Here is an 18,439-nt window from a genome sequence, read left to right on the forward strand (position 1 = left end):
GATCAGCGACCGGGCAGGCGCACCATGTGCACGAAGAACCGGTCGATCTGCCGCACGGTGGCGACGAACCGGTCGAAGTCCACCGACTTGGAGACGTAGGCATTGGCCCGCAGCCGGTAACTGCGCACGACGTCCTCCTCGGCGGTGGACGTCGTCAGCACGACGACCGGGATGGACGCCAGGTCGGGATCGGCCTTGACCGCCTCGAGCACCTGCCACCCGTCGTACTTCGGCAGGTTCAGATCGAGCAGCACCAGCGCCGGCCGCGCGGCGTCGGCGTGCATCCCGCGCCGGTACAGGAAGTCGAGGGCCTCCGCGCCGTCCCGCACCACGTGCAGTGTGCTGCCGATCTCGTTGGCCTCGAACGACTCCCGAATGATCAGTTCGTCCCCGGCGTCGTCCTCGACGAGGAGCACGTCGAGGGAACCGGTGGTCGTGCGCGGCGCGGGGACGCCGGCCGCCGCAGCCCCGATGCGCTCGGGCGAGGGCCGGGAACCGTAGTCCTCGCGGTCGGGTGTGCTCGTCACTCGGGCTCGCCGACCTCCGCCGGCGCGATCAGCGCCGGACCTGCCGCGCCCTGATGGGCGAGGGCGTCGAGGAAGGACCGGGCCCACCGGTCCACGTCGTGGGCGAGGACCTGCCGGCGCAGTGCCCGCATGTGCCGCCGGCCGTCCTCGCGCGGCTGGGTCAGCGCCGCTTCCATCTTGTCCTTGACGTCCTCGAGGTCGTGCGGATTGCACAGGAAGGCCTGGCGCAGTTCTGCTGCGGCCCCGGTGAATTCGCTCAGCACGAGGGCGCCGCCGAGGTCGCTGCGACACGCCACGTACTCCTTGGCGACGAGGTTCATGCCGTCACGCAGCGGCGTCACCAGCATGACGTCGGCCGCGACGAAGAACGCGATCAGCTCGTCCCGTGGAATGGGCCGGTGGATGTAGTGCACCACGGGCCGGCCCACCTCGGCGTACTCGCCGTTGATCCGGCTGACCGTCTGCTCGATGGCGCCGCGCATCTGCACGTACGACTCGACGCGTTCCCGGCTCGGGGTGGCGAGCTGCACCATCACCGTGTCGGCCGGATCCACGCGCCCCTCGGCGATCAGCTCGAGCAGCGCGTCGAGGCGGACGTCGATGCCCTTGGTGTAGTCGAGCCGGTCGACGCCGAGCATGATGTGCCTCGGATTGCCGAGTTCCTTGCGGATCTGCTTGGCGCGGTCGCGGATCGACTTGCGGCGGGCCTGCTCGTCGAGCTGCCCGGAGTCGATCGAGATGGGGAACGCCCCGACGCGCACCGCCCGGAACCCGACCTGCACCACCCCGAGCTTCGAGCGCACGCCCACGGTGCCGCGGGAGGTCTGATGGCCGGCCAGCCGGCGCGCCAGGTACAGGAAGTTCTGGGCACCGCCGGGCAGGTGGAAGCCGATCAGGTCGGCGCCGAGCAGACCCTCGACGATCTCGGTCCGCCACGGCATCTGCATGAACAGTTCCACCGGCGGGAACGGAATGTGCAGGAAGAAGCCGATGGTCAGGTCCGGGCGCAGCATCCGCAGCATCTTCGGCACCAGCTGCAGCTGGTAGTCCTGCACCCACACCGTCGCGCCCTCGGCCGCGGCCTTCGCGGTCTCCTCCGCGAACCGGCGGTTGACCTCGACGTAGGTGTTCCACCACTCGCGCCGGTACTCCGGCCGGACGATCACGTCGTGGTACAGCGGCCACAGTGTCGCGTTGGAGAAGCCCTCGTAGTAGTCGGCGATCTCCTGCGCGCTCAGCGGGACCGGATACAGCTCGAGGTCGTCCTGGACGATCGGGTCGAGTTCGGCGTCGGCGACACCGGCCCAGCCGACCCACGCTCCGCGGTTGCTGCGCAGGATCGGCTCGAGCGCGGTGACGAGGCCACCCGGGCTGCGCTTCCACCGGGTCGAGCCGTCCGCAAGACGCTCGAGGTCGACGGGCAGGCGGTTCGCGACGACGACGAAGTCCGAACCACCCGCCTGCGTCGACTCCTCAGCTGCAACCACGTGGCGCTCCCTGTCCTTGTCCGACTGTCCCTGTCCGGCGGTGTCCGGTCAGTCCATCTTCGGGTTCGGCCCGATGCCGAGCATGGACAGCAGCATGCGGCACTCGTCCGCATCCTCCGCGTAGGCAGCGACGACACGCTGCGCCTGGCGGGCGGTTTCGTCCGCGACGGGTTCGAGTTCCTCGTCCGGAATGTCGTTCTCGGTGGTGGCGTCCGCGGCCATGGTTGTTCCTCCCGGGCTTGCTGCTCCGTTCGAGCAGGTCATTCGTAGTGCGACTCTATGAGAACCGGCGCTTCCGACGCCACCCGCGCTGCAAGTTAGGGTTGACTCACTTCTCGGGGTGGTGACGTGGAACGGAGAGTTTCGTGTGGTGGAACGCATGAGCGGTGACGACGACCGCGGGGCCGGCGACGGGAAGAAGCCAGGTCCGGGGCTGTTGCGGCGCACCATCGTGAACCAGCGGATCGCGCTGGCAGTCGGCACCCCGCTGGTCTCGCTGCACCAGGTGATGGAGACCCTCGTGCCCGTCGCGATCGGGGTGATCATCGACGGGCCGGTCACCGACGGCGACGTGTCGATGCTGGTCGTCGCCCTCGCGGGCCTCGCCGCGTTGTTCGTCGTGCTCACCTACTCGTGGCGTCTCGGTGCGCGCCGGCTCGTCGCGGCGATCGAGGCGGAGTCGCACCGGCTGCGGGTCGCCGTGGCCCGCCGGATCCTCGATCCGCGCGGGGTGCGCACCTCCCTGCGCACCGGGGAACTCCTGGCGGTGGCGACCACCGACGCCGGGCGGGCCGCGCAGATCCTGCACGTGGTGCCCGCCACCGCCGCGGCCGTCACCGCGGTGGTCGGGGCCGCGATCGCGCTGCTGCTCGTCGACGTCCCGCTCGGTCTGCTGGTACTGCTGGGCACACCCGCGATCCTCGTCGCGCTCGACCGTGCCACCCCGCTGCTGACCCGGCGGATGACCGCACAGCAGGAGGCGGTGGCGCGGGCATCGGGTCTGGCGACGGACCTCGTCACGGGACTGCGTCCGCTGCGCGGCATCGGGGCCGAACCGGCCGCCGCCCACCGGTACCGGGACGCCAGCGCGGACGCGCTCGCCTCGACACTGCGCGCGACCCGCGCCCTCGGCGTCTACACCGGCGCCTCGTCGGCGGTGAGCGCGCTGCTGTCCGTCGCGGTGGCGGGCGTCGCGGGCTGGGCCGCCCTGTCGGGCCGCATCTCGGTCGGCGAACTCATCACCGTCGTGGGCCTGGCCCAGTTCGTCGTCGAACCGCTCGGGACGCTCGCCGCCCTGCCGTCGTCGTGGGCCGCGTCCCGCGCCTCCGCCGACCGGCTCTCGCTCGTGCTGCACGCGCCGTCGCTGCTGCCCGCCGGAACCGGGACCCCGGCGGACGGCAGCCTCGAGCTGCGCGGGCTCGGCTACCGGTCGCTGCGCAGGATCGACCTGACCGTCGCGCCGGGGGAACTGCTCGGTGTCCTCGCCCACCGGTCGCAGGACGCGGAGGCCCTCGCCGACGTGCTGTCCGGCCAGGTGCCGCCGGCGGACGTCCGCGGCGAGCTGACCGTCGGGGGAGTGCCGCTCGATGCGCTCGACCCCGTCGCCGGACGCCGGACCGTTCTCGCGGAACCCCACCACAGCGACCTGTTCGCGGGAACGCTCGCCGACAACATCGCCGCCGGCATGAGCCGACCCTCCGACGGCATCCCCCCGGAGGTGCTCGGCGCGTCCGCCGCCGGCCAGCTCGCCGACACCCACCCCGACGGCCTCGACCAGCGGATCGTCGACCGCGGCAGCAGCCTGTCCGGCGGACAGCGGCAGCGCGTGGCGCTGGCCCGGGCGCTGGCGCGGCGCGCTCCCGTGCTCGTGCTGCACGAGCCGACCACCGCGGTCGATGCGGTTACCGAGCAGGCCGTCGCGGAGGGGATCGCGCGCCTGCGGCACGACGGCGACGAGCACACGACCGTCGTCATCACCTCGAGCCCCGCGCTGCTCGCCGCCGCCGACCGCGTGGTGGTGGTCGACGACGGCGAGATCGTCGCGTCCGGCACCCACGCCGAACTGTCCGCCACCGACCCCACCTACCGAGCGGCGGTGCTGCGATGACGAACAACGAGTCCGAGCTGCTGCCGATCGCCTCCGCGGGACGGTCGTGGCGCTGGCTGGGAGCGCAGCTGCGCGACGCGCCGGGGCGGGTCGCGCTGACGGTGACGGTGTCCGTCGGGTCGGCGATCGCCGCGGTGGTGCCGGTGCGCGTCCTCGGTGTCCTCGTCGACCGGGTGCGCGAGCAGGCCCCGATGTCCACCCTCGGATGGGTCGTCGCGCTGATCGCCGCGGCGGCGGTCGTCGGCGGCGTGCTCGAGGGGGCCGGCCTGCACCTGGTTGCGCGTCTCGGCGAGACGGTGCTGGCCCGGCTGCGCGAGACGGTGCTGGCGCGGGTGCTGACCCTGCCCACCGAGACCGTCGAACGCGCCGGGCACGGCGACGTCCTCTCCCGCGTCGGCGACGACGTCGCGGTGCTGGCGAAGGCACTCGGCTCGGTGGTGCCGCAGCTGGTGGCGGCACTGATGCTGGTGGTGGTCAGCGTCGCGGCGATGGTCGGAATCGACTGGCGGCTCGGTCTCGCCGGCCTCGTCGCGCTGCCGATGTACGCGCTCGCCCTGCGCTGGTACCTGCCCCGCTCGGCTCCGCTGTACGCCGCGGAGCGGGTCGCGATGGGCGCACGGTCGCAGGCACTCGTCAGCAGCATGCACGGGGTGCGCACGGTCCGTGCCTACGGCCTCGACACGACCCACCTGTCCGGCATCGATGCCGCCTCGGCCCGCGCGCGCGACCTCACCGTCGGCGTGTTCGGCCTGTTCACCCGATTCGCGGGCCGGGCCAACCGGGCCGAATTCGTCGGTCTCGCGGCGCTTCTCGTCGCCGGGTTCGTCCTGATCCGGGCGGACGCGGTGACCGTCGGCGAGGCCACCGCGGCGGCACTGCTGTTCCACCGCCTGTTCTCGCCCCTCGGGCTGCTGCTGTTCACCTTCGACGACGTCCAGTCGGCGGGCGCGAGCCTGGCCCGGCTCGTGGGCGTCGCCGACCTCCCGGCGGCGCCGACCCCGGACGACGGTCCGCCCGACGAGCCGCGCTGCGGTCCGCCGGCGCTGGAGCTGACCGGGGTGCGGCACCGATACGCGCACGGCCCCGAGGTCCTGCACGGCGTGGACCTGAAGGTCGCGCCGGGGGAGACGGTGGCGTTGGTCGGCTCGACCGGCGCCGGGAAGTCGACGGTCGCCGCTGCCGCCGCCGGGGTCGTCACGCCCACCTCGGGGGAGGTCCGTCTCGGTGGCCGGGCGCTCGGCGAACTCGGTGCCCGGCTGCGCCGCTACGTCGTCGTCGTCAGCCAGGAGGTGCACGTGTTCGGCGGCCCCCTGCTCGACGACGTGCGCCTGGCCAGGCCCGACGCCACCGTGGACGAGGTCGCGGCCGCGCTCGACGCCGTCGGCGCGGGCGAGTGGGTCCGCGCCCTCGACGACGGCGTGTACACGGTCGTCGGTGAGGGCGGCCATCCCGTGACCGCGGCCCAGGCCCAGCAGCTCGCGCTGGCGCGGGTGCTGATCGCCGATCCGCAGGTGGTGGTGCTCGACGAGGCGACGGCGGAGGCCGGCAGCGCGGGCGCGCGAGCCCTCGAAGCCGCCGCGGCGGTCGTGACGCGAGGACGCACCGCGCTGGTCGTGGCGCATCGGCTGACGCAGGCCGCGGCCGCGGACCGGATCGTCGTGCTCGAGGCGGGCCGGGTCGTCGAGGAGGGGCCGCACGCGGCGCTCGTCGCCGCCGGAGGCCGCTACGCGCGGCTGTGGCGCGCGTGGCAGGGCGGCGCCTGAGGATGTGCTGCCAGGGTCGCGACCTGCGGTGCAGGGTAGTGTGGATCGGTCCGTTGTGCCCGTGCTGCCGTGCGGCCGCACCCGCGCCACCCACCTCAGGAAGGTTTTCATGCCCATCGCGACAATCAACGGCATCCCGCTGAACTACCAGGTCAAGGGGACCGGCGACCTCGTCGTGCTGATCATGGGGACGGGCAGCCCCGGCCGGGTCTGGGACCTGCACCAGGTTCCCGCGCTGGTCCAGGCCGGCTACCGCGTCGCCACCTTCGACAACCGCGGCATCGCGCCGTCGGGGGAGAGCCTCGGCGGCATGACCATCGACGACCTGGTGGCCGACACCGCCGGCCTGATCGAGCTGCTCGGCGGTCCCGCGTATGTCGTGGGCACCTCCATGGGGGCGCGCGTCGCGCAGGAGCTGTCGCTGGCCCGCCCGGACCTGGTGCGCAAGGCGGTGTTCCTGGCCGGGCACGCCCGCATGGACCAGTTCCAGGTCACCCTCACCGAGGGCGAGCGTCAGCTGTACGACAGCGGCGTCGAACTGCCCGCGAAGTACCGGGCGGCGGTCACGGCCGTGATGAACCTGTCGCCGGCGTCGCTGGCCGACCCGCACACCGCGCGGGACTGGCTCGACGTGTTCGAGTTCACCGGCGGCAAGACGTCGCCCGGCGTGCGGGCGCAGCTGGGAATGGACCGTGAGTTCGACCGTCGCGCCGCCTACCGGGCGGTGCGGGTGCCGTGCCTGGCCGTCGGTTTCGCCGACGACCGGATGATTCCGGCGTACCTGTCGCGGGAGGTGGCCGACGCCATTCCCGGCGCGAGCTACCAGGAGATCCCGGACGCCGGGCACTACGGCTACCTCGAGCAGCCGGAGGCCGTGAACAAGGTGCTGCTGGAGTTCCTGGCGAGCTGATCGCCGCCCGGGACGAGCCGGCCGCTCCTGCTCGGTGCCACCCGCTTTCGCTACCCGCTCCACGCTATCCACAACGCGGGGGAGTGCGTGCCACCGTGAAGTGCCGGTCGGTACCGGGGCGTTCGATCTCGTCGAGGGCGGCCACGGCGAGATCCTCGGCGGTGATGCGTGAGGTGCCGTCGGGTTCGGTGAGCAGGGTGGTGGCTCCGCGCCGGTACGTGCCCGTGCGCGTTCCGGATTCGACGATCGCGGGCGGGCTCAGGTATGTCCAGCGCGGGTTCGTGTGCCGGACACAGGTGCGGAGCTGGGCAGTGCTGGCCTCGGCGACCGCTCGCCATTCGACCGGCACGTAGTCGGGATCATCGAGGACCGCCAGGCCGTCCCTCCGCGGTGAGCGCAGGGGGCCGGCTCCGCCGATGACGAGCAGGCGGGTACCGGAGCGACCCGTAGCGTCCAGGACCGCCGTGGTCAGCGGTGCGATCGTCTGTTCCTGGCCGGGAGCGGCACGGACGGCGAGGATCGCCGCGTGCGCACCCGCGAGTGCGGCATCGAGTCGTCCGGGCACGCCGGCATCGACGGCGAGTGGGGTGACGCCCGGATCCGGATGGGTGCCCGGATGCCGGGCGGCGGCGACGACGCGGTGTCCGCGCGTGGCGGCTTCGGCTACGAGGCGCGAGCCGACCATGCCGGTGGCCCCGATGACGGTGACGTTCACGACGAAAGTCCTTTCCGCGTACGGGCGCGAGGCGCGGTCTGCCCGGCGCCGAGCGCCGCGAGGGCGAGCACGAAACCGACAAGCTGCAGTGCGCTGAGGGTTTCCCCCGCCACGAGGACACCGAGGGCGGCGGCCACGAGGGGGGAGAGCAACCCGAGCAGCGCCGTCGCGGTGACCGGCAGGGTGCGCAGGCCGTTGAACCAGAGGGTGTAGGCCAGCAGCCCACCGAGGAAGCCGAGCCAGAGGTAGCCCGCGACGGCGGGGGCGTCGATTCGGCTGGGAACCCCTTCGATCAGCAGTGCCGGTACCGACAGGATCAGGCCGCCGACGGTGAGCTGCCACCCTGCGAAGCTGATCGCGCCGACTCCCTCGGGCCGGCCCCAGCGTGCGGTGAGAACGACGCCGGTCCCCATCACCGCGGCACCGGCGAGCCCGGCGACGATGCCGACGGGATCGAAGGCCGCTGCGGGGCCGAGCACGACCAGGCCCACGCCGAGCACGCCGACGACACCCCAGACCAGACGCCGGAGCGAAAGGCTTTCGGGCAGAAGGACGACGGCGAGAAGAGCGACGATGATCGGCTGGGTCGCGCCGAGGGTGGCGGCGACCCCGCCGGGCAGCCGTTCCGCGGCGAGGAACAGCAGCGGGAAGAACAGGCCGATGTTCAAGGCGCCCAGCACCGCGGTTTTCCACCACCAGGCCCCGCGGGGCAGCGTCCGGGAGAGCAGGAGGGCGAGCACGCCTGCGGGCAGCGCCCGCACGAGCGCCGCGAACAGGGGGTGGCCCGGGGCCAGCAGTTCTGTGGTGACGACATAGGTCGTGCCCCACACCGCAGGGGCCACGGCGGTCACCGCAGTGAGTGCCGTGCGGTTCGTCACCCGCCCCGGGGGCGCCGGCAGAGGAGTTGTCGTGGTAGTCACCACATCACTGTCGCGTCGTTGTACCGATGAGTCCAAGACATGGTTTTCATATCAGCAATCGATGTGCACGATAGGTGAATGGAACTGCAGCAACTGCGGTATGTGCTCGCCGTGGCCGAGAAGCGGAACTTCACCCGAGCGGCCGAGCAGTGCTTCGTCGTCCAGTCGGCGCTCAGTCACCAGATCAAGGCGCTCGAACAGGAGCTGGGCGTGGCACTGTTCGCCCGGACCAGCCGCCGCGTCGAGCTCACCGACGCCGGGGCGGCGTTCCTGCCCGCCGCGCGGGCGAGCCTGGAAGCTGCCGAGCGTGCCGCTGCCGACGCGACCGCTACGGTCGGCCAGGTGCGGGGCACGCTGACGGTCGGTGTCATCCCCACCGTGACCGCCGTCGACATTCCCGCTGCCTTGGGCCGGTTCCACCGCGCGCACCCGGCGGTGCGCATCGCACTACGGCACGGCGGCAGCGACGAACTCGTGAGCGCACTCCGCGCGGGTCGGGTCGACGTCGCCGTGCTGGGCCTGCCTGACGCGACCACTCCCGACCGTGTCCGGTCCGTCGAGCTGGCACGCGAACGCCTCGTCGCTGTGCTCGCGGCCGATCATGGGCTGGCGGGGCGGCGCCGGCTGCGCTTGCGTGATCTTGCCGGGGAGACCTTCGCGGACTTCCCGGCCGGGACCCAGGGGCGTGCGCAGAGCGACCTCGCCTTCGACGCCGCCGACCTGCGGCGGGAGGTGACCTTCGAATCGATGTCGACCGACCTGATCCTCGACCTCGTGAAGCAGAACCTCGCCGTCGCGCTCCTGCCACCCGCGTTCGTCCCGTCGACCCCGAACCTGGTCACGGTGCCCGTCGGCGACGGGCCGACCCGAGTGGAGTATCTCGCCTGGAGCGACTTCAATCCCGCGCCTGCCGCGGTGGCCTTCCTGGACATACTGCAGCCCCGGGCATCGCCGCGGTGACGTCGATGGTCTGTCGAGCCGGCCGTGGGGTGCTGCCGTCACCGGCACGGTCGCAGGCACCCGCACGCGTTCGGGCGGAGGCGATCGTGTCGCCTCCGCCCGAACGTGACGGTCCTCGACGGATCCTCGAGGTCGCGGGTCCTACGCCTTGGGGACGCGGACGATGAGGGCGTCGCCCTGGCCGCCGCCGCCGCACAGGGCCGCGGCCCCGACCCCGCCGCCGCGGCGGGCCAGCTCGAGGGCCAGGTGCAGCACGATCCGCGCCCCGGACATCCCCAGCGGGTGCCCCAGCGCGATCGCCCCGCCGTTGACGTTCACCCTGGCCGGGTCGATGCCCAGCTCACGGGCCGAGGCGATCCCCACCGCGGCGAACGCCTCGTTGATCTCCACCAGGTCCAGCTCGGCCGGCTCGAGGCCCTCCCGCGCGCAGGCCTTCGCGATCGCCCGCGCCGGCTGGGACTGCAGCGTCGAGTCCGGACCGGCGACCACCCCGTGCCGGCCGATCTCCGCGAGCCAGGACAGGCCGAGCTGCTCGGCCTTGGCCTTGGACATCACCACCACCGCGGCCGCGCCGTCGGAGATCTGCGAGGCCGAGCCGGCGGTGACGGTGCCGTCCGGGGCGAACGCCGGCCGCAGCGTCGCCAGGGACTCGGCGGTGGTGTCCGGGCGGATGCCCTCGTCGGCGGTGACCACGACCGGGTCGCCCTTGCGCTGCGGGATCGACACCGGCACGATCTCGTCGTCGAACAGCCCGTCCTTCTGCGCGCGGGCCGCCCGCTGGTGGCTGGCGGCGGCGAACGCGTCCTGCTCGGCGCGGGAGACGGCCGCCGCGCCGGTGTTGGCGGCCTCGGTGAGGGCACCCATGGCCTGGTCGGTGAAGATGTCGTGCAGCCCGTCGAAGGCCAGGTGGTCGCGCAGGGTCACATCGCCGTACTTGAACCCGGCGCGGGAGTCGGCGAGCAGGTGCGGGGCCCGGCTCATCGACTCCTGGCCGCCGGCGACGACGACGTCGAACTCGCCGGCGCGGATGAGCTGGTCGGCCAGCGCGATGGCGTCGATGCCGGACAGGCACACCTTGTTCACGGTCAGGGCGGGCACATCCATCGGGATGCCGGCGGCGACGGCGGCCTGGCGGGCCGGGATCTGCCCGGCCCCGGCGGTGAGCACCTGCCCCATGATCACGTACTCGACCTGCTCGGGGGCGACCCCGGCCTTGGCCAGGGCCCCGGCGATGGCGACCCCGCCGAGGTCCGAGCCGGAGAAGTCCTTCAGGGCGCCCTGCAGACGCCCCATCGGGGTCCGGGCTCCGGCGACGATGACAGAACTGGTCACGATGGCTTATCCGATCCTGTTGGCGAGCAGTGGTATTCGACTACGTTCTCAGACGAGCTCGTCGATGCGGACCTCGAGCGGCGCCGCGGTGGCCGCGAGGACCTCGTCGACGGTGACGCCGGGAGCGAGTTCGCGCAGCGCGAGGGTCCCGTCACCCACGACGTCGATCACCGCGAGATCGGTGATGATCCGGTCGACGACACCCTGACCGGTCAGGGGCAGCGAGCAGGTGTCGACGATCTTCGAATTGCCCTCGCGGTCGGTGTGTTCCATGACCACGATGACGCGGCTGGCACCGTGCACCAGGTCCATGGCGCCGCCCATGCCCTTGACCATCTTGCCGGGGACCATCCAGTTGGCCAGGTCACCCGTGCGGGAGACCTGCATGCCGCCGAGCACGGCGGTGTCGATGTGCCCGCCGCGGATCATCCCGAACGACAGTGCCGAATCGAAGAAGGCCGCACCGGGATTGACGGTCACCGTCTCCTTGCCCGCGTTGATCAGGTCCGGGTCGACGTTCTCCTCGGTGGGGTAGGGGCCGGTGCCGAGGATGCCGTTCTCCGAGTGCAGCGTCACGTGCACGTCCGGCGGGAGATGGCCGGGGATGAGCGTCGGCAGTCCGATGCCGAGATTGACGTACTCGCCGTCGATCATCTCCTCGGCCGCGCGGGCCGCCATCTGATCTCGGGTCCATCCTTTGGTGCCGGTCATCGTGCCGCCCCTTCCGTGGCCTGAACTGTCCGCTTCTCGATCCGCTTGACCTGCGGGCCGGTTTCGACGATGCGCTGCACGAAGATTCCCGGCAGGTGCACCTGGGCGGGATCGAGTTCGCCGGGCTCGACGAGTTCCTCGACCTGCGCGACGGTGACCTTGCCGGCCATCGCGGCCAGCGGATTGAAGTTCATCGCCGTCTTGTCGAAGATCAGGTTGCCCGCGGTGTCGCCCTTGACCGCGTGCACCAGTGCGAAGTCGGCGGTGATGCCCTGCTCCATCACGTACCGCTTGTCGCCGAAGGCCCGGGTCTCCTTCGGCGGGGACGCCACGGCCACCGAGCCGTCGACGTTGTACCGCCACGGCAGTCCGCCGTCCGCGACGGGGGTGCCGACGCCCGCGGGGGTGAAGAAGGCGGGGATGCCGGCGCCGCCGGCCCGCAGCCGCTCGGCGAGGGTGCCCTGCGGGGTGAGCTCGACCTCGAGCTCACCGGCGAGGTACTGACGGGCGAACTCCTTGTTCTCGCCGACGTAGGAGGCGGTCACCCGGCGGATCTGCCGGCCGTTGAGCAGCAGGCCCAGGCCGTGGTCGTCGACGCCGCAGTTGTTGGAGAAGACCTCCAGGTCGCCGACGCCGGACTCGACCAGCGCGCGGATCAGGGCGTCGGGGATGCCGCACAACCCGAACCCGCCGACGGCGATCGTCGCGCCGTCGGACACGTCCGCGACGGCCGCCGCGGGCGTACCGAACACTTTCGTTCCCATCAAGACCCCTCTCGAGAATTCGGTCCGTCCGGACCCGGTGCAGGACGTGTTCACTCAATGGACGAGCACACATCGATCGCTTACCACTACAAACTCCCGGCCCGCCGATTTCAAGGCCTTGTCAGCGGCCCTTTCGAGATTGCTCGCCCATCGGAACGTCGTTACGGATGGCGTTCACTGAGTGGACGTATTCTGGGGGCATGACGGACGAGCAGAGACCTCAGGTGATCGCGCGGGTCGGAGCGCTCCTGCGGGCGATCGCCGGGCACGAACCGGTCGGATCGTCGACGTCCGACCTCGCGCGGGCGACGAGCCTCGCACGGCCGACGGTGCACCGCCTGCTGACCTCGCTCGCCGACGAGGGACTCGTCGACCGAGACCCGAAGACCGGCCGATGGTCGCTGGGACCCGAGCTCTACCTCCTCGGTTCGCTGGCGGCCGGCCGGTACGACATCACCGACCTCGCCCGGGATGTCCTGCGCGATCTCGCGCGGGAGACCGGTGAGAGCGCCTTCCTGTCCGCCCGGCGCGGGGACGAGACCGTGTGCCTCGCCAGTGAGGAGGGCAGCTTTCCGCTGCGCTCCCACGTCCTGCACGTCGGCATCCGGCTGCCACTCGGGGTCGCGTCCGCGGGCCTGGTCATCCTGTCCCATCTCTCGGACCGCGACATCGACGAGTACCTGTCCCGCACCGACCTGACCGCGGGGTGGGGACCGGACCACACCCGGCACGCGGTGGAGGAACGGATCGCCGCGACGCGCCTGGCCGGCTACTCCACCAATCCCGCCCTGCTCGTGGAGGGAAGCTGGGGGATGGGGGCCGCCGTCTTCGACCACCGGGACGCACCGGCCTGGGCGTTGAGCATCACCGGGGTCGAGAGCCGTTTCCGCGAAGATCGCCGCCCCGAACTCGGGGAACTGCTGCTTCGGCAGGCGCACCGGCTCACCCAGTTGCTGCGCCACCGCCCCCGGCGAACGGGCTAGGACCGTCCGGCGAGGGCCTCGCGGGCCATCTCGGCCAGCTGCGCCGGCCGCCGGGCGAGGGCGTCGACGTCGATGTCCTGACCGCCCATCGTCCCGGCGCGGAACCTCGCCGCCACACCCTCCGCAATGGCGGCGAGCTTCCACAGCGCGAAGGCCTGGTGGTAGCGCAGGTCGTCGAGATCGCGTCCGGTCGTGTCGGCATACCGCGCGGCGACCGTGTCGACGTCGAGGAAACCCTCGGCGGGATCGGGTGCCCAGCCGATCACGTCGGCCGAGGCCCAGGTGGCGGTGAGCCACCCGAGGTCGGCCATGACGTCGCCGACGGTCCACAGTTCCCAGTCGAGAACCGCCCGGACCTCACCGTCGGGCCCGATCAGGAGGTTGCCCGGCCGGAAGTCGCCGTGCACCAACCCGGTCCACCGTTCGGCGGGCAGGTTCCGGGCCAGGAGGTCGTGGACGTCCCACACGGGACCGGGACCGACACCGCCGTCGGCGAGCTGGCGGCTCCAGCGCCGCAACTGGCGCTCGAGGTAGCTGCCGGGTCTGCGCATCTGCGCCGGCGGTCCGGTCGTGGTGTCCACCGCGTGGATCTTCGCGAGGGTGTCCACGATGCTGTAGGAGGCGGCCCGCCGGTGCTGCCGGGGGAGCGCGGCGACCGTCTCGGCATCGTCGAGGACGATGCCGTCGACATGCGTCATGACGTAGAAGTCCGCGCCCGTCACCGCGTGGTCGGTGCAGTAGCCCAGTACCGGCGGTACCGGCACCGGGCCGCCGGCGAGCAGGTCGAGGATGCGCCACTCCCGCACGACGTCGTGGGCGGAGGAGAGCAGCGTCCCGGTCGGCGGCCGGCGCAGGACCCACCGCGTCCCCGCGTCGTCACGGACCCGGTAGGTCAGATTGGACCGGCCTCCGGTGATCAGTTCGAAGTGCAGCGGCGGTGCGACCGCCGGGAGGTTCTCGACGAACCACGCGGTGACGCGCGCGGCGTCGATCCCGATCGGCTCGCTCGCGGCATTCGACTGGGCCATCGCGCTCTGCTCTCGGTGGGAAGTCGTGTGTGCGGATCCTTCATGCCTACCCGCCCCGCGCACCGATCGGTGCGTGCCGTGCCGGGCGGGCCGAAAGTTCCGGAACGCCGTCCACGGGGATGGGATCTCGGCGACCGTGCGAGTATGAGGCCCGTGAATGTCCTCACCAGAAACCACGTACGCGTCACCGGCCGGGCCGGCGCGCCCGTCGTGGTGCTGGCACACGGGTTCGGTTGCGACCAGAACCTGTGGCGACTGGTGGTGCCGGCCTTGGAACGCGACTTCACCGTGGTGCTGTTCGACCACGTGGGCGCGGGCCGATCGGATCTGTCGGCGTGGAGCGCGGAGCGGTACTCGGATCTCGACGGCTACGCCGACGACGTGCTGGCGGTGTGCCGGACGCTGGATCTCGGACCGGTCGTCTTCGTCGGGCATTCGGTGAGCGCGATGATGGGGGTGCTCGCCGCCGCGCGCGACCCCGGCGCGTTCGCCGGGCTGGTGCTGCTCGCCCCGTCGCCGTGCTTCGTCGACGATCCGTCCACCGGATATCGGGGCGGGTTCAGCGTCGCCGACATCGACGAGCTGCTCGAGTCGCTGGAGGCGAACTACCTGGGCTGGTCGGGTGCGATGGCGCCCGCCATCATGGGCAATCCGGAACGTCCCGAACTCGGCGAGGAACTGACCGCCGCCTTCTGCCGCACCGATCCGGCCATCGCCCGGGTCTTCGCCCGCGTGACCTTCCTCTCCGACAACCGGGCGGACCTGGCGAACGTGAGTGTTCCGACCGTGGTGGCCCAGTGCTCCCGCGACGCGATCGCCCCGCCGGAGGTGGGTGCGTTCGTCCACGCGCAGATTCCGGGAAGCCAGTTGGTGACGTTGGACGCCACGGGGCACTGCCCGCAGCTCAGTGCCCCGGACGAGACCGTGGCCACGATCGCCGCCTTCGCTGGTTCGGTGGGCTGATGATCCCGGCCCGGGAGACGGACGACGGCCGGAACCCGGGCGCCGGGGCGACGGCGGGCGAGGATCGCGAGATGCGCGCCGCGCTGGCCGAGGACAGCGCCGAGAGCCTGTACGAGAACGCGCCCTGCGGCTACCTGTCCACCCTGCCGGACGGGCGGATCGCGAAGATCAACGCGACTCTGCTGCAGTGGCTGGGACTCCGGCGCGACGACGTGGTGGGCCGGCGGTACTTCTCCGACCTGCTCACGGTCGGTGGCCGCCTCTACCACGAGACCCACTTCGCCCCGCTGCTGCGCATGCAGGGGGAAATCAGCGGCATCGCACTGGAATTGAGGGCGGCCGACGGCACCCGCCTGCCCGTCCTGGTCACGTCGGTGGTCCGGTACGACAGCGGCGGGCAGCCCCTGCTGATCCGCACCACCGTCTTCGACGCCCGGGAGCGCCGGGCGTACGAGACCGAACTGCTGCGCGCTCGCCGGGAGGCCGAGGACGAACGACGACGCCTGCAGCGGCTGACCCGCACCCTCCAGGCGACGTTGCTGCCACCCGACCTGCCCGAGGTGCCCGGTCTCGATGTCGCCGCGCACTACCACATCGCCTCTCCGGACGAGGTCGGCGGCGACTTCTACGACCTGTTCCCGCTCGGTGCCGGCACCTGGGGCCTGTTCCTCGGCGACGTGTGCGGTAAGGGGGCGGCCGCGGCGGTGATGACCTCCGTCGCGCGCTACACCGTGCGTGCCGCGGCCGTCTACGCCTCCGGCCCGTCGGCGGTCCTGGCCGACCTGAACACCGTCCTCGTCGATCGGTACCGCATGCACGATCCGCGGTTCTGCACCGTCGTGTTCGGGATGCTCACCCCCGACGCGTCGCCGGGCAGCTTCCGCGTCACGCTGGCGTCGGGTGGGCACCCGCCGGCTCTGCTGCTGCGCGCCGATGGCAGCGCCGACTACGTGCACATTCCGGGTGGACAGCTCATCGGGTTGCTGCCGCGGGCCCACATCGCCAGCGCCGTCGTCCGGCTGGATCCCGGCGACACCCTGGTGCTCTACACCGACGGTCTCACCGAGGCCCGCACCGCTCCGGGCGCCGACGAGCGCTTCGGCGAGCAGGCTCTGCTCGACTTCGCCCGGAGGCTGGGTCCGGTCACCGCCGCGGAGGCCGTCGCCGCCGTCCGCGACCTCCTCGACACCCTGGGCACCGGGGTGGAGGACGACACGGCCGTCCTCGCCGTCCACGCGCCGCGCCGCAGCGTCGGGTCCTGACCCGGGTTCCCGGTCACACGGGGCTGCCGGAAGCGATTGACATCACACCGTCCCCGGCGCACACTATGCAAGCGCTCAGCAACTTGAATCTGACGTCAAGTTATGTGACTCCCTGCTGTGAAGGAGCACCGGATGACCGACGCACCCGCCGCGACGACCCGCGGCGTGGCCACCACCGACGACCTGGTCCTCGCCGAGCGGCGCGGACCGGTCGTCCTGCTCACCCTCAACCGGCCGGCCAAGCTCAACGCCTGGAGCAACGCCCTCGAGGACCGCTACTTCGACCTGCTCGAGCAGGCGGACGACGACCCGCAGGTCCGGGCCGTCGTCGTCACCGGCGCCGGCCGCGGATTCTGCTCCGGTGCCGACCTCGACGACCTGCGCCACGTCGCCGACGCCACGGACGACGACCTGGTGCGCCCGCGCCCGCGCGACTTCCCGCTGCGCGTCCGCAAGCCGATCGTCGCCGCGATCCGCGGCCCCGTCGCGGGACTCGGCCTGGTCGAGGCCCTCTACTGCGACGTCCGCTTCGGCGACGCGACCACCCGCTTCACCACCGCGTTCGCGCGCCGCGGACTCATCGCCGAATACGGCGTCACCTGGCTGCTGCCCCGCGTCGTCGGCCACAGCCGCGCCGCGGACCTGCTGCTGTCGAGCCGCATGATCGACGCCGGCGAGGCCCACCGGATCGGCCTGCTCGATCACCTCGTCACCACCGGCGACGTCGTCGACGCCGCCGTCGCCTACGCGACCGACCTCGCCGTCCGCTGCTCACCGCGATCGATGGCGACGATCAAGACGCAGCTGCGCGCCGACGCCGACCGGTCCTACCCCGACGCCGTGACCGCCGCGGACCGCCTGATGGTCGAGGCCTTCCGCGGCCCCGACGTCGCCGAGGGCGTCGCCAGCCACCTCGAGCGGCGCGCCCCCGAGTTCGCCGCCCTGCCCGGGAGCGCCCATGCCACTGCGTGAAACCGTCGGCATCGACCCGGACGCGATCCTGCGCTGGCTGGGCGATCTCGGCATCGAGCACACCGCACCGCTGACCTTCGATCGCATCGGCCTCGGCCAGTCGAACCTGACCTACCTCGTGCAGGACGGCGACGGGCGCCGGTGGGTGCTGCGGCGACCACCGCTCGGGCACCTGCTGGCGTCCGCGCACGACGTCGCGCGCGAGGCCCGCATCCTCTCGGCGCTCGAGTCCACCGACGTGCCGACACCGACGGTGTTCGGGCTCACCGACGATCCGGCGATCAGCGACGTGCCGATGGTGCTCATGGAGTACGTCGACGGACAGGTGGTGGACCGGATGTCCGTCGCCGAGTCCCTGACGCCGGAGCGCCGCCGCCGCATCGGGCTGTCGCTCGCGCGGACGCTCGGCCGCATCCACGCCGTGGACCTCGACAGCACGGGCCTCGCCGCCCTGGCCCGGCCCAAGCCCTATGCCCAGCGGCAGCTGCACCGCTGGGCCGGCCAGTGGGAGAAGTCGAAGACCCGCGAGCTGCCCGAACTCGACGACCTGACCCGCCGGCTCCTGGCCGCGGTGCCTCCGCAGCACGAAACCACCCTGGTGCACGGCGATTTCCATTTGCGCAACGTCATCACCTCGTACGACGGCGGTGACGTCGTCGCGGCGCTGGACTGGGAGCTGTCCACCGTCGGCGACCCGCTCGCCGACGTCGGGTCGCTGTTCGCCTACTGGCCCGAGCCCGGGGAGGACACCGGCGGCGACTTTCCCGCCTCCACCCTCGAGGGTTTCCCCAGCCGCGCCGAACTCGCCGCCGTCTACCTGGACGAGACGGGCCGCGACCCGGCGGCACTGCAGTTCTGGCACGCGCTCGGATTGTGGAAGGTGGCGGTGATCGCGGAAGGCGTGATGCGCCGCGCGCTCGACGAACCGCAGAACAAGGCCGCGGCCGGCACTCCCACGATCGAACGCATCGACGCCCTGGTTCACAAGGCCCGCGAGATCGCCGACGACGCCGGCATCTGACGCCCCGACCCCTC

The 18,439-nt window shown here is 72.1% G+C and carries 18 protein-coding genes; 9 read left to right on the forward strand and 9 right to left on the reverse strand.

The genetic code is table 11. From position 1 onward, the window contains the following. Window positions 1-2: 2 nt before the first annotated feature. The 3 genes from LZP97_RS24655 to LZP97_RS24665 are packed head-to-tail and all read right to left on the reverse strand — an operon-like array spanning window position 3 to window position 2,236. A complete protein-coding gene (locus LZP97_RS24655) occupies window positions 3-527 on the reverse strand; it encodes a response regulator (RefSeq protein ID WP_010594435.1) in 525 nt (174 codons plus the stop codon). Next, on the reverse strand, window positions 524-2,014 hold the full coding sequence (locus tag LZP97_RS24660; protein WP_017680996.1) for an alpha,alpha-trehalose-phosphate synthase (UDP-forming): 1,491 nt from the start codon (window positions 2,012-2,014) through the stop codon (window positions 524-526). Before LZP97_RS24660 ends, LZP97_RS24655 begins: the two co-directional genes overlap by 4 nt. A gap of 48 nt (window positions 2,015-2,062) precedes the next feature. After that, on the reverse strand, window positions 2,063-2,236 hold the full coding sequence (locus LZP97_RS24665) for a hypothetical protein (protein WP_003939603.1): 174 nt from the start codon (window positions 2,234-2,236) through the stop codon (window positions 2,063-2,065). Between the two features lie 157 nt (window positions 2,237-2,393). Between LZP97_RS24665 and LZP97_RS24670 the strand changes: the two genes are divergently transcribed. The 3 genes from LZP97_RS24670 to LZP97_RS24680 all read left to right on the forward strand — a co-directional run bounded on the left by LZP97_RS24670 (window position 2,394) and on the right by LZP97_RS24680 (window position 6,794). Beyond that, window positions 2,394-4,121 carry an ABC transporter transmembrane domain-containing protein gene (locus tag LZP97_RS24670; RefSeq protein WP_048773429.1) on the forward strand — a complete coding sequence of 576 codons (1,728 nt, stop codon included), beginning with the start codon at window positions 2,394-2,396 and terminating at the stop codon, window positions 4,119-4,121. Then, window positions 4,118-5,884, forward strand: coding sequence for an ABC transporter ATP-binding protein (locus LZP97_RS24675; protein ID WP_010594431.1), 1,767 nt, complete (start codon window positions 4,118-4,120; stop codon window positions 5,882-5,884). The genes LZP97_RS24670 and LZP97_RS24675 overlap by 4 nt, the downstream gene beginning before the upstream one ends. Window positions 5,885-5,993: 109 nt before the next feature. Next, on the forward strand, window positions 5,994-6,794 hold the full coding sequence (locus LZP97_RS24680) for an alpha/beta fold hydrolase (RefSeq protein WP_010594430.1): 801 nt from the start codon (window positions 5,994-5,996) through the stop codon (window positions 6,792-6,794). 64 nt (window positions 6,795-6,858) lie between these two features. Here LZP97_RS24680 and LZP97_RS24685 read toward each other — a convergent pair whose 3' ends face one another. Both LZP97_RS24685 and LZP97_RS24690 read right to left on the reverse strand, forming a co-directional pair. Further along, window positions 6,859-7,509 carry an NAD(P)-dependent oxidoreductase gene (locus LZP97_RS24685; protein ID WP_010594429.1) on the reverse strand — a complete coding sequence of 217 codons (651 nt, stop codon included), beginning with the start codon at window positions 7,507-7,509 and terminating at the stop codon, window positions 6,859-6,861. Then, window positions 7,506-8,429: an EamA family transporter gene (locus LZP97_RS24690; RefSeq protein WP_234574925.1), complete on the reverse strand. Its 924-nt coding sequence runs from the start codon at window positions 8,427-8,429 to the stop codon at window positions 7,506-7,508. The genes LZP97_RS24685 and LZP97_RS24690 overlap by 4 nt, the downstream gene beginning before the upstream one ends. A 78-nt stretch (window positions 8,430-8,507) precedes the next feature. On the opposite strand from LZP97_RS24690, the gene LZP97_RS24695 reads away from it, so the two are divergent. Next, window positions 8,508-9,389 (forward strand): LysR substrate-binding domain-containing protein, encoded by an 882-nt coding sequence (locus LZP97_RS24695; RefSeq protein ID WP_010594427.1) that lies wholly within the window; start codon window positions 8,508-8,510, stop codon window positions 9,387-9,389. 141 nt (window positions 9,390-9,530) lie between these two features. On the opposite strand, the gene LZP97_RS24700 is transcribed toward LZP97_RS24695, so the two are convergent. The 3 genes from LZP97_RS24700 to LZP97_RS24710 are packed head-to-tail and all read right to left on the reverse strand — an operon-like array spanning window position 9,531 to window position 12,196. Continuing rightward, window positions 9,531-10,721, reverse strand: coding sequence for an acetyl-CoA C-acetyltransferase (locus LZP97_RS24700; RefSeq protein WP_048773333.1), 1,191 nt, complete (start codon window positions 10,719-10,721; stop codon window positions 9,531-9,533). Window positions 10,722-10,769: 48 nt separating this feature from the next. Then, window positions 10,770-11,432 carry a CoA transferase subunit B gene (locus LZP97_RS24705; RefSeq protein ID WP_003938908.1) on the reverse strand — a complete coding sequence of 221 codons (663 nt, stop codon included), beginning with the start codon at window positions 11,430-11,432 and terminating at the stop codon, window positions 10,770-10,772. Continuing rightward, the gene (locus LZP97_RS24710) at window positions 11,429-12,196 is read right to left on the reverse strand and encodes a CoA transferase subunit A (RefSeq protein ID WP_010593713.1); all 768 of its coding nucleotides are present in this window, start codon (window positions 12,194-12,196) and stop codon (window positions 11,429-11,431) included. The genes LZP97_RS24705 and LZP97_RS24710 overlap by 4 nt, the downstream gene beginning before the upstream one ends. A 200-nt stretch (window positions 12,197-12,396) precedes the next feature. Between LZP97_RS24710 and LZP97_RS24715 the strand changes: the two genes are divergently transcribed. Then, window positions 12,397-13,179 (forward strand): IclR family transcriptional regulator, encoded by a 783-nt coding sequence (locus tag LZP97_RS24715; protein ID WP_026138139.1) that lies wholly within the window; start codon window positions 12,397-12,399, stop codon window positions 13,177-13,179. Here LZP97_RS24715 and LZP97_RS24720 read toward each other — a convergent pair. Continuing rightward, window positions 13,176-14,207 carry a phosphotransferase family protein gene (locus LZP97_RS24720; RefSeq protein ID WP_010593715.1) on the reverse strand — a complete coding sequence of 344 codons (1,032 nt, stop codon included), beginning with the start codon at window positions 14,205-14,207 and terminating at the stop codon, window positions 13,176-13,178. The genes LZP97_RS24715 and LZP97_RS24720 overlap by 4 nt on opposite strands. 153 nt (window positions 14,208-14,360) lie before the next feature. Here LZP97_RS24720 and LZP97_RS24725 point away from each other — a divergent pair, with 153 nt between their 5' ends. The 4 genes from LZP97_RS24725 to LZP97_RS24740 all read left to right on the forward strand — a co-directional run bounded on the left by LZP97_RS24725 (window position 14,361) and on the right by LZP97_RS24740 (window position 18,425). After that, window positions 14,361-15,170 (forward strand): alpha/beta fold hydrolase, encoded by an 810-nt coding sequence (locus LZP97_RS24725; protein WP_010593716.1) that lies wholly within the window; start codon window positions 14,361-14,363, stop codon window positions 15,168-15,170. After that, window positions 15,170-16,432 carry a SpoIIE family protein phosphatase gene (locus tag LZP97_RS24730; protein WP_040273896.1) on the forward strand — a complete coding sequence of 421 codons (1,263 nt, stop codon included), beginning with the start codon at window positions 15,170-15,172 and terminating at the stop codon, window positions 16,430-16,432. Before LZP97_RS24725 ends, LZP97_RS24730 begins: the two co-directional genes overlap by 1 nt. Before the next feature lie 132 nt (window positions 16,433-16,564). Continuing rightward, window positions 16,565-17,404, forward strand: coding sequence for an enoyl-CoA hydratase-related protein (locus LZP97_RS24735; RefSeq protein WP_017682342.1), 840 nt, complete (start codon window positions 16,565-16,567; stop codon window positions 17,402-17,404). Continuing rightward, window positions 17,391-18,425, forward strand: a complete 1,035-nt coding sequence (locus LZP97_RS24740) for a phosphotransferase family protein (protein ID WP_048773331.1) — start codon at window positions 17,391-17,393, stop codon at window positions 18,423-18,425. Before LZP97_RS24735 ends, LZP97_RS24740 begins: the two co-directional genes overlap by 14 nt. Window positions 18,426-18,439 lie beyond the last annotated feature (14 nt).

The sequence above is a fragment of the Rhodococcus sp. DMF-1 genome (assembly GCF_021441945.1).
Classification (GTDB): domain Bacteria; phylum Actinomycetota; class Actinomycetes; order Mycobacteriales; family Mycobacteriaceae; genus Rhodococcus; species Rhodococcus ruber.

Coding starts and splice junctions, on each gene's coding strand:
- LZP97_RS24665 (WP_003939603.1), bottom strand. CDS start 2,236: ATGGCCGCGGACGCCACCACCGAGAACGACATTCCGGACGAGGAACTC.
- LZP97_RS24670 (WP_048773429.1), top strand. CDS start 2,394: ATGAGCGGTGACGACGACCGCGGGGCCGGCGACGGGAAGAAGCCAGGT.
- LZP97_RS24675 (WP_010594431.1), top strand. CDS start 4,118: ATGACGAACAACGAGTCCGAGCTGCTGCCGATCGCCTCCGCGGGACGG.
- LZP97_RS24680 (WP_010594430.1), top strand. CDS start 5,994: ATGCCCATCGCGACAATCAACGGCATCCCGCTGAACTACCAGGTCAAG.
- LZP97_RS24695 (WP_010594427.1), top strand. CDS start 8,508: ATGGAACTGCAGCAACTGCGGTATGTGCTCGCCGTGGCCGAGAAGCGG.
- LZP97_RS24705 (WP_003938908.1), bottom strand. CDS start 11,432: ATGACCGGCACCAAAGGATGGACCCGAGATCAGATGGCGGCCCGCGCG.
- LZP97_RS24710 (WP_010593713.1), bottom strand. CDS start 12,196: ATGGGAACGAAAGTGTTCGGTACGCCCGCGGCGGCCGTCGCGGACGTG.
- LZP97_RS24715 (WP_026138139.1), top strand. CDS start 12,397: ATGACGGACGAGCAGAGACCTCAGGTGATCGCGCGGGTCGGAGCGCTC.
- LZP97_RS24720 (WP_010593715.1), bottom strand. CDS start 14,207: ATGGCCCAGTCGAATGCCGCGAGCGAGCCGATCGGGATCGACGCCGCG.
- LZP97_RS24730 (WP_040273896.1), top strand. CDS start 15,170: ATGATCCCGGCCCGGGAGACGGACGACGGCCGGAACCCGGGCGCCGGG.
- LZP97_RS24735 (WP_017682342.1), top strand. CDS start 16,565: ATGACCGACGCACCCGCCGCGACGACCCGCGGCGTGGCCACCACCGAC.
- LZP97_RS24740 (WP_048773331.1), top strand. CDS start 17,391: ATGCCACTGCGTGAAACCGTCGGCATCGACCCGGACGCGATCCTGCGC.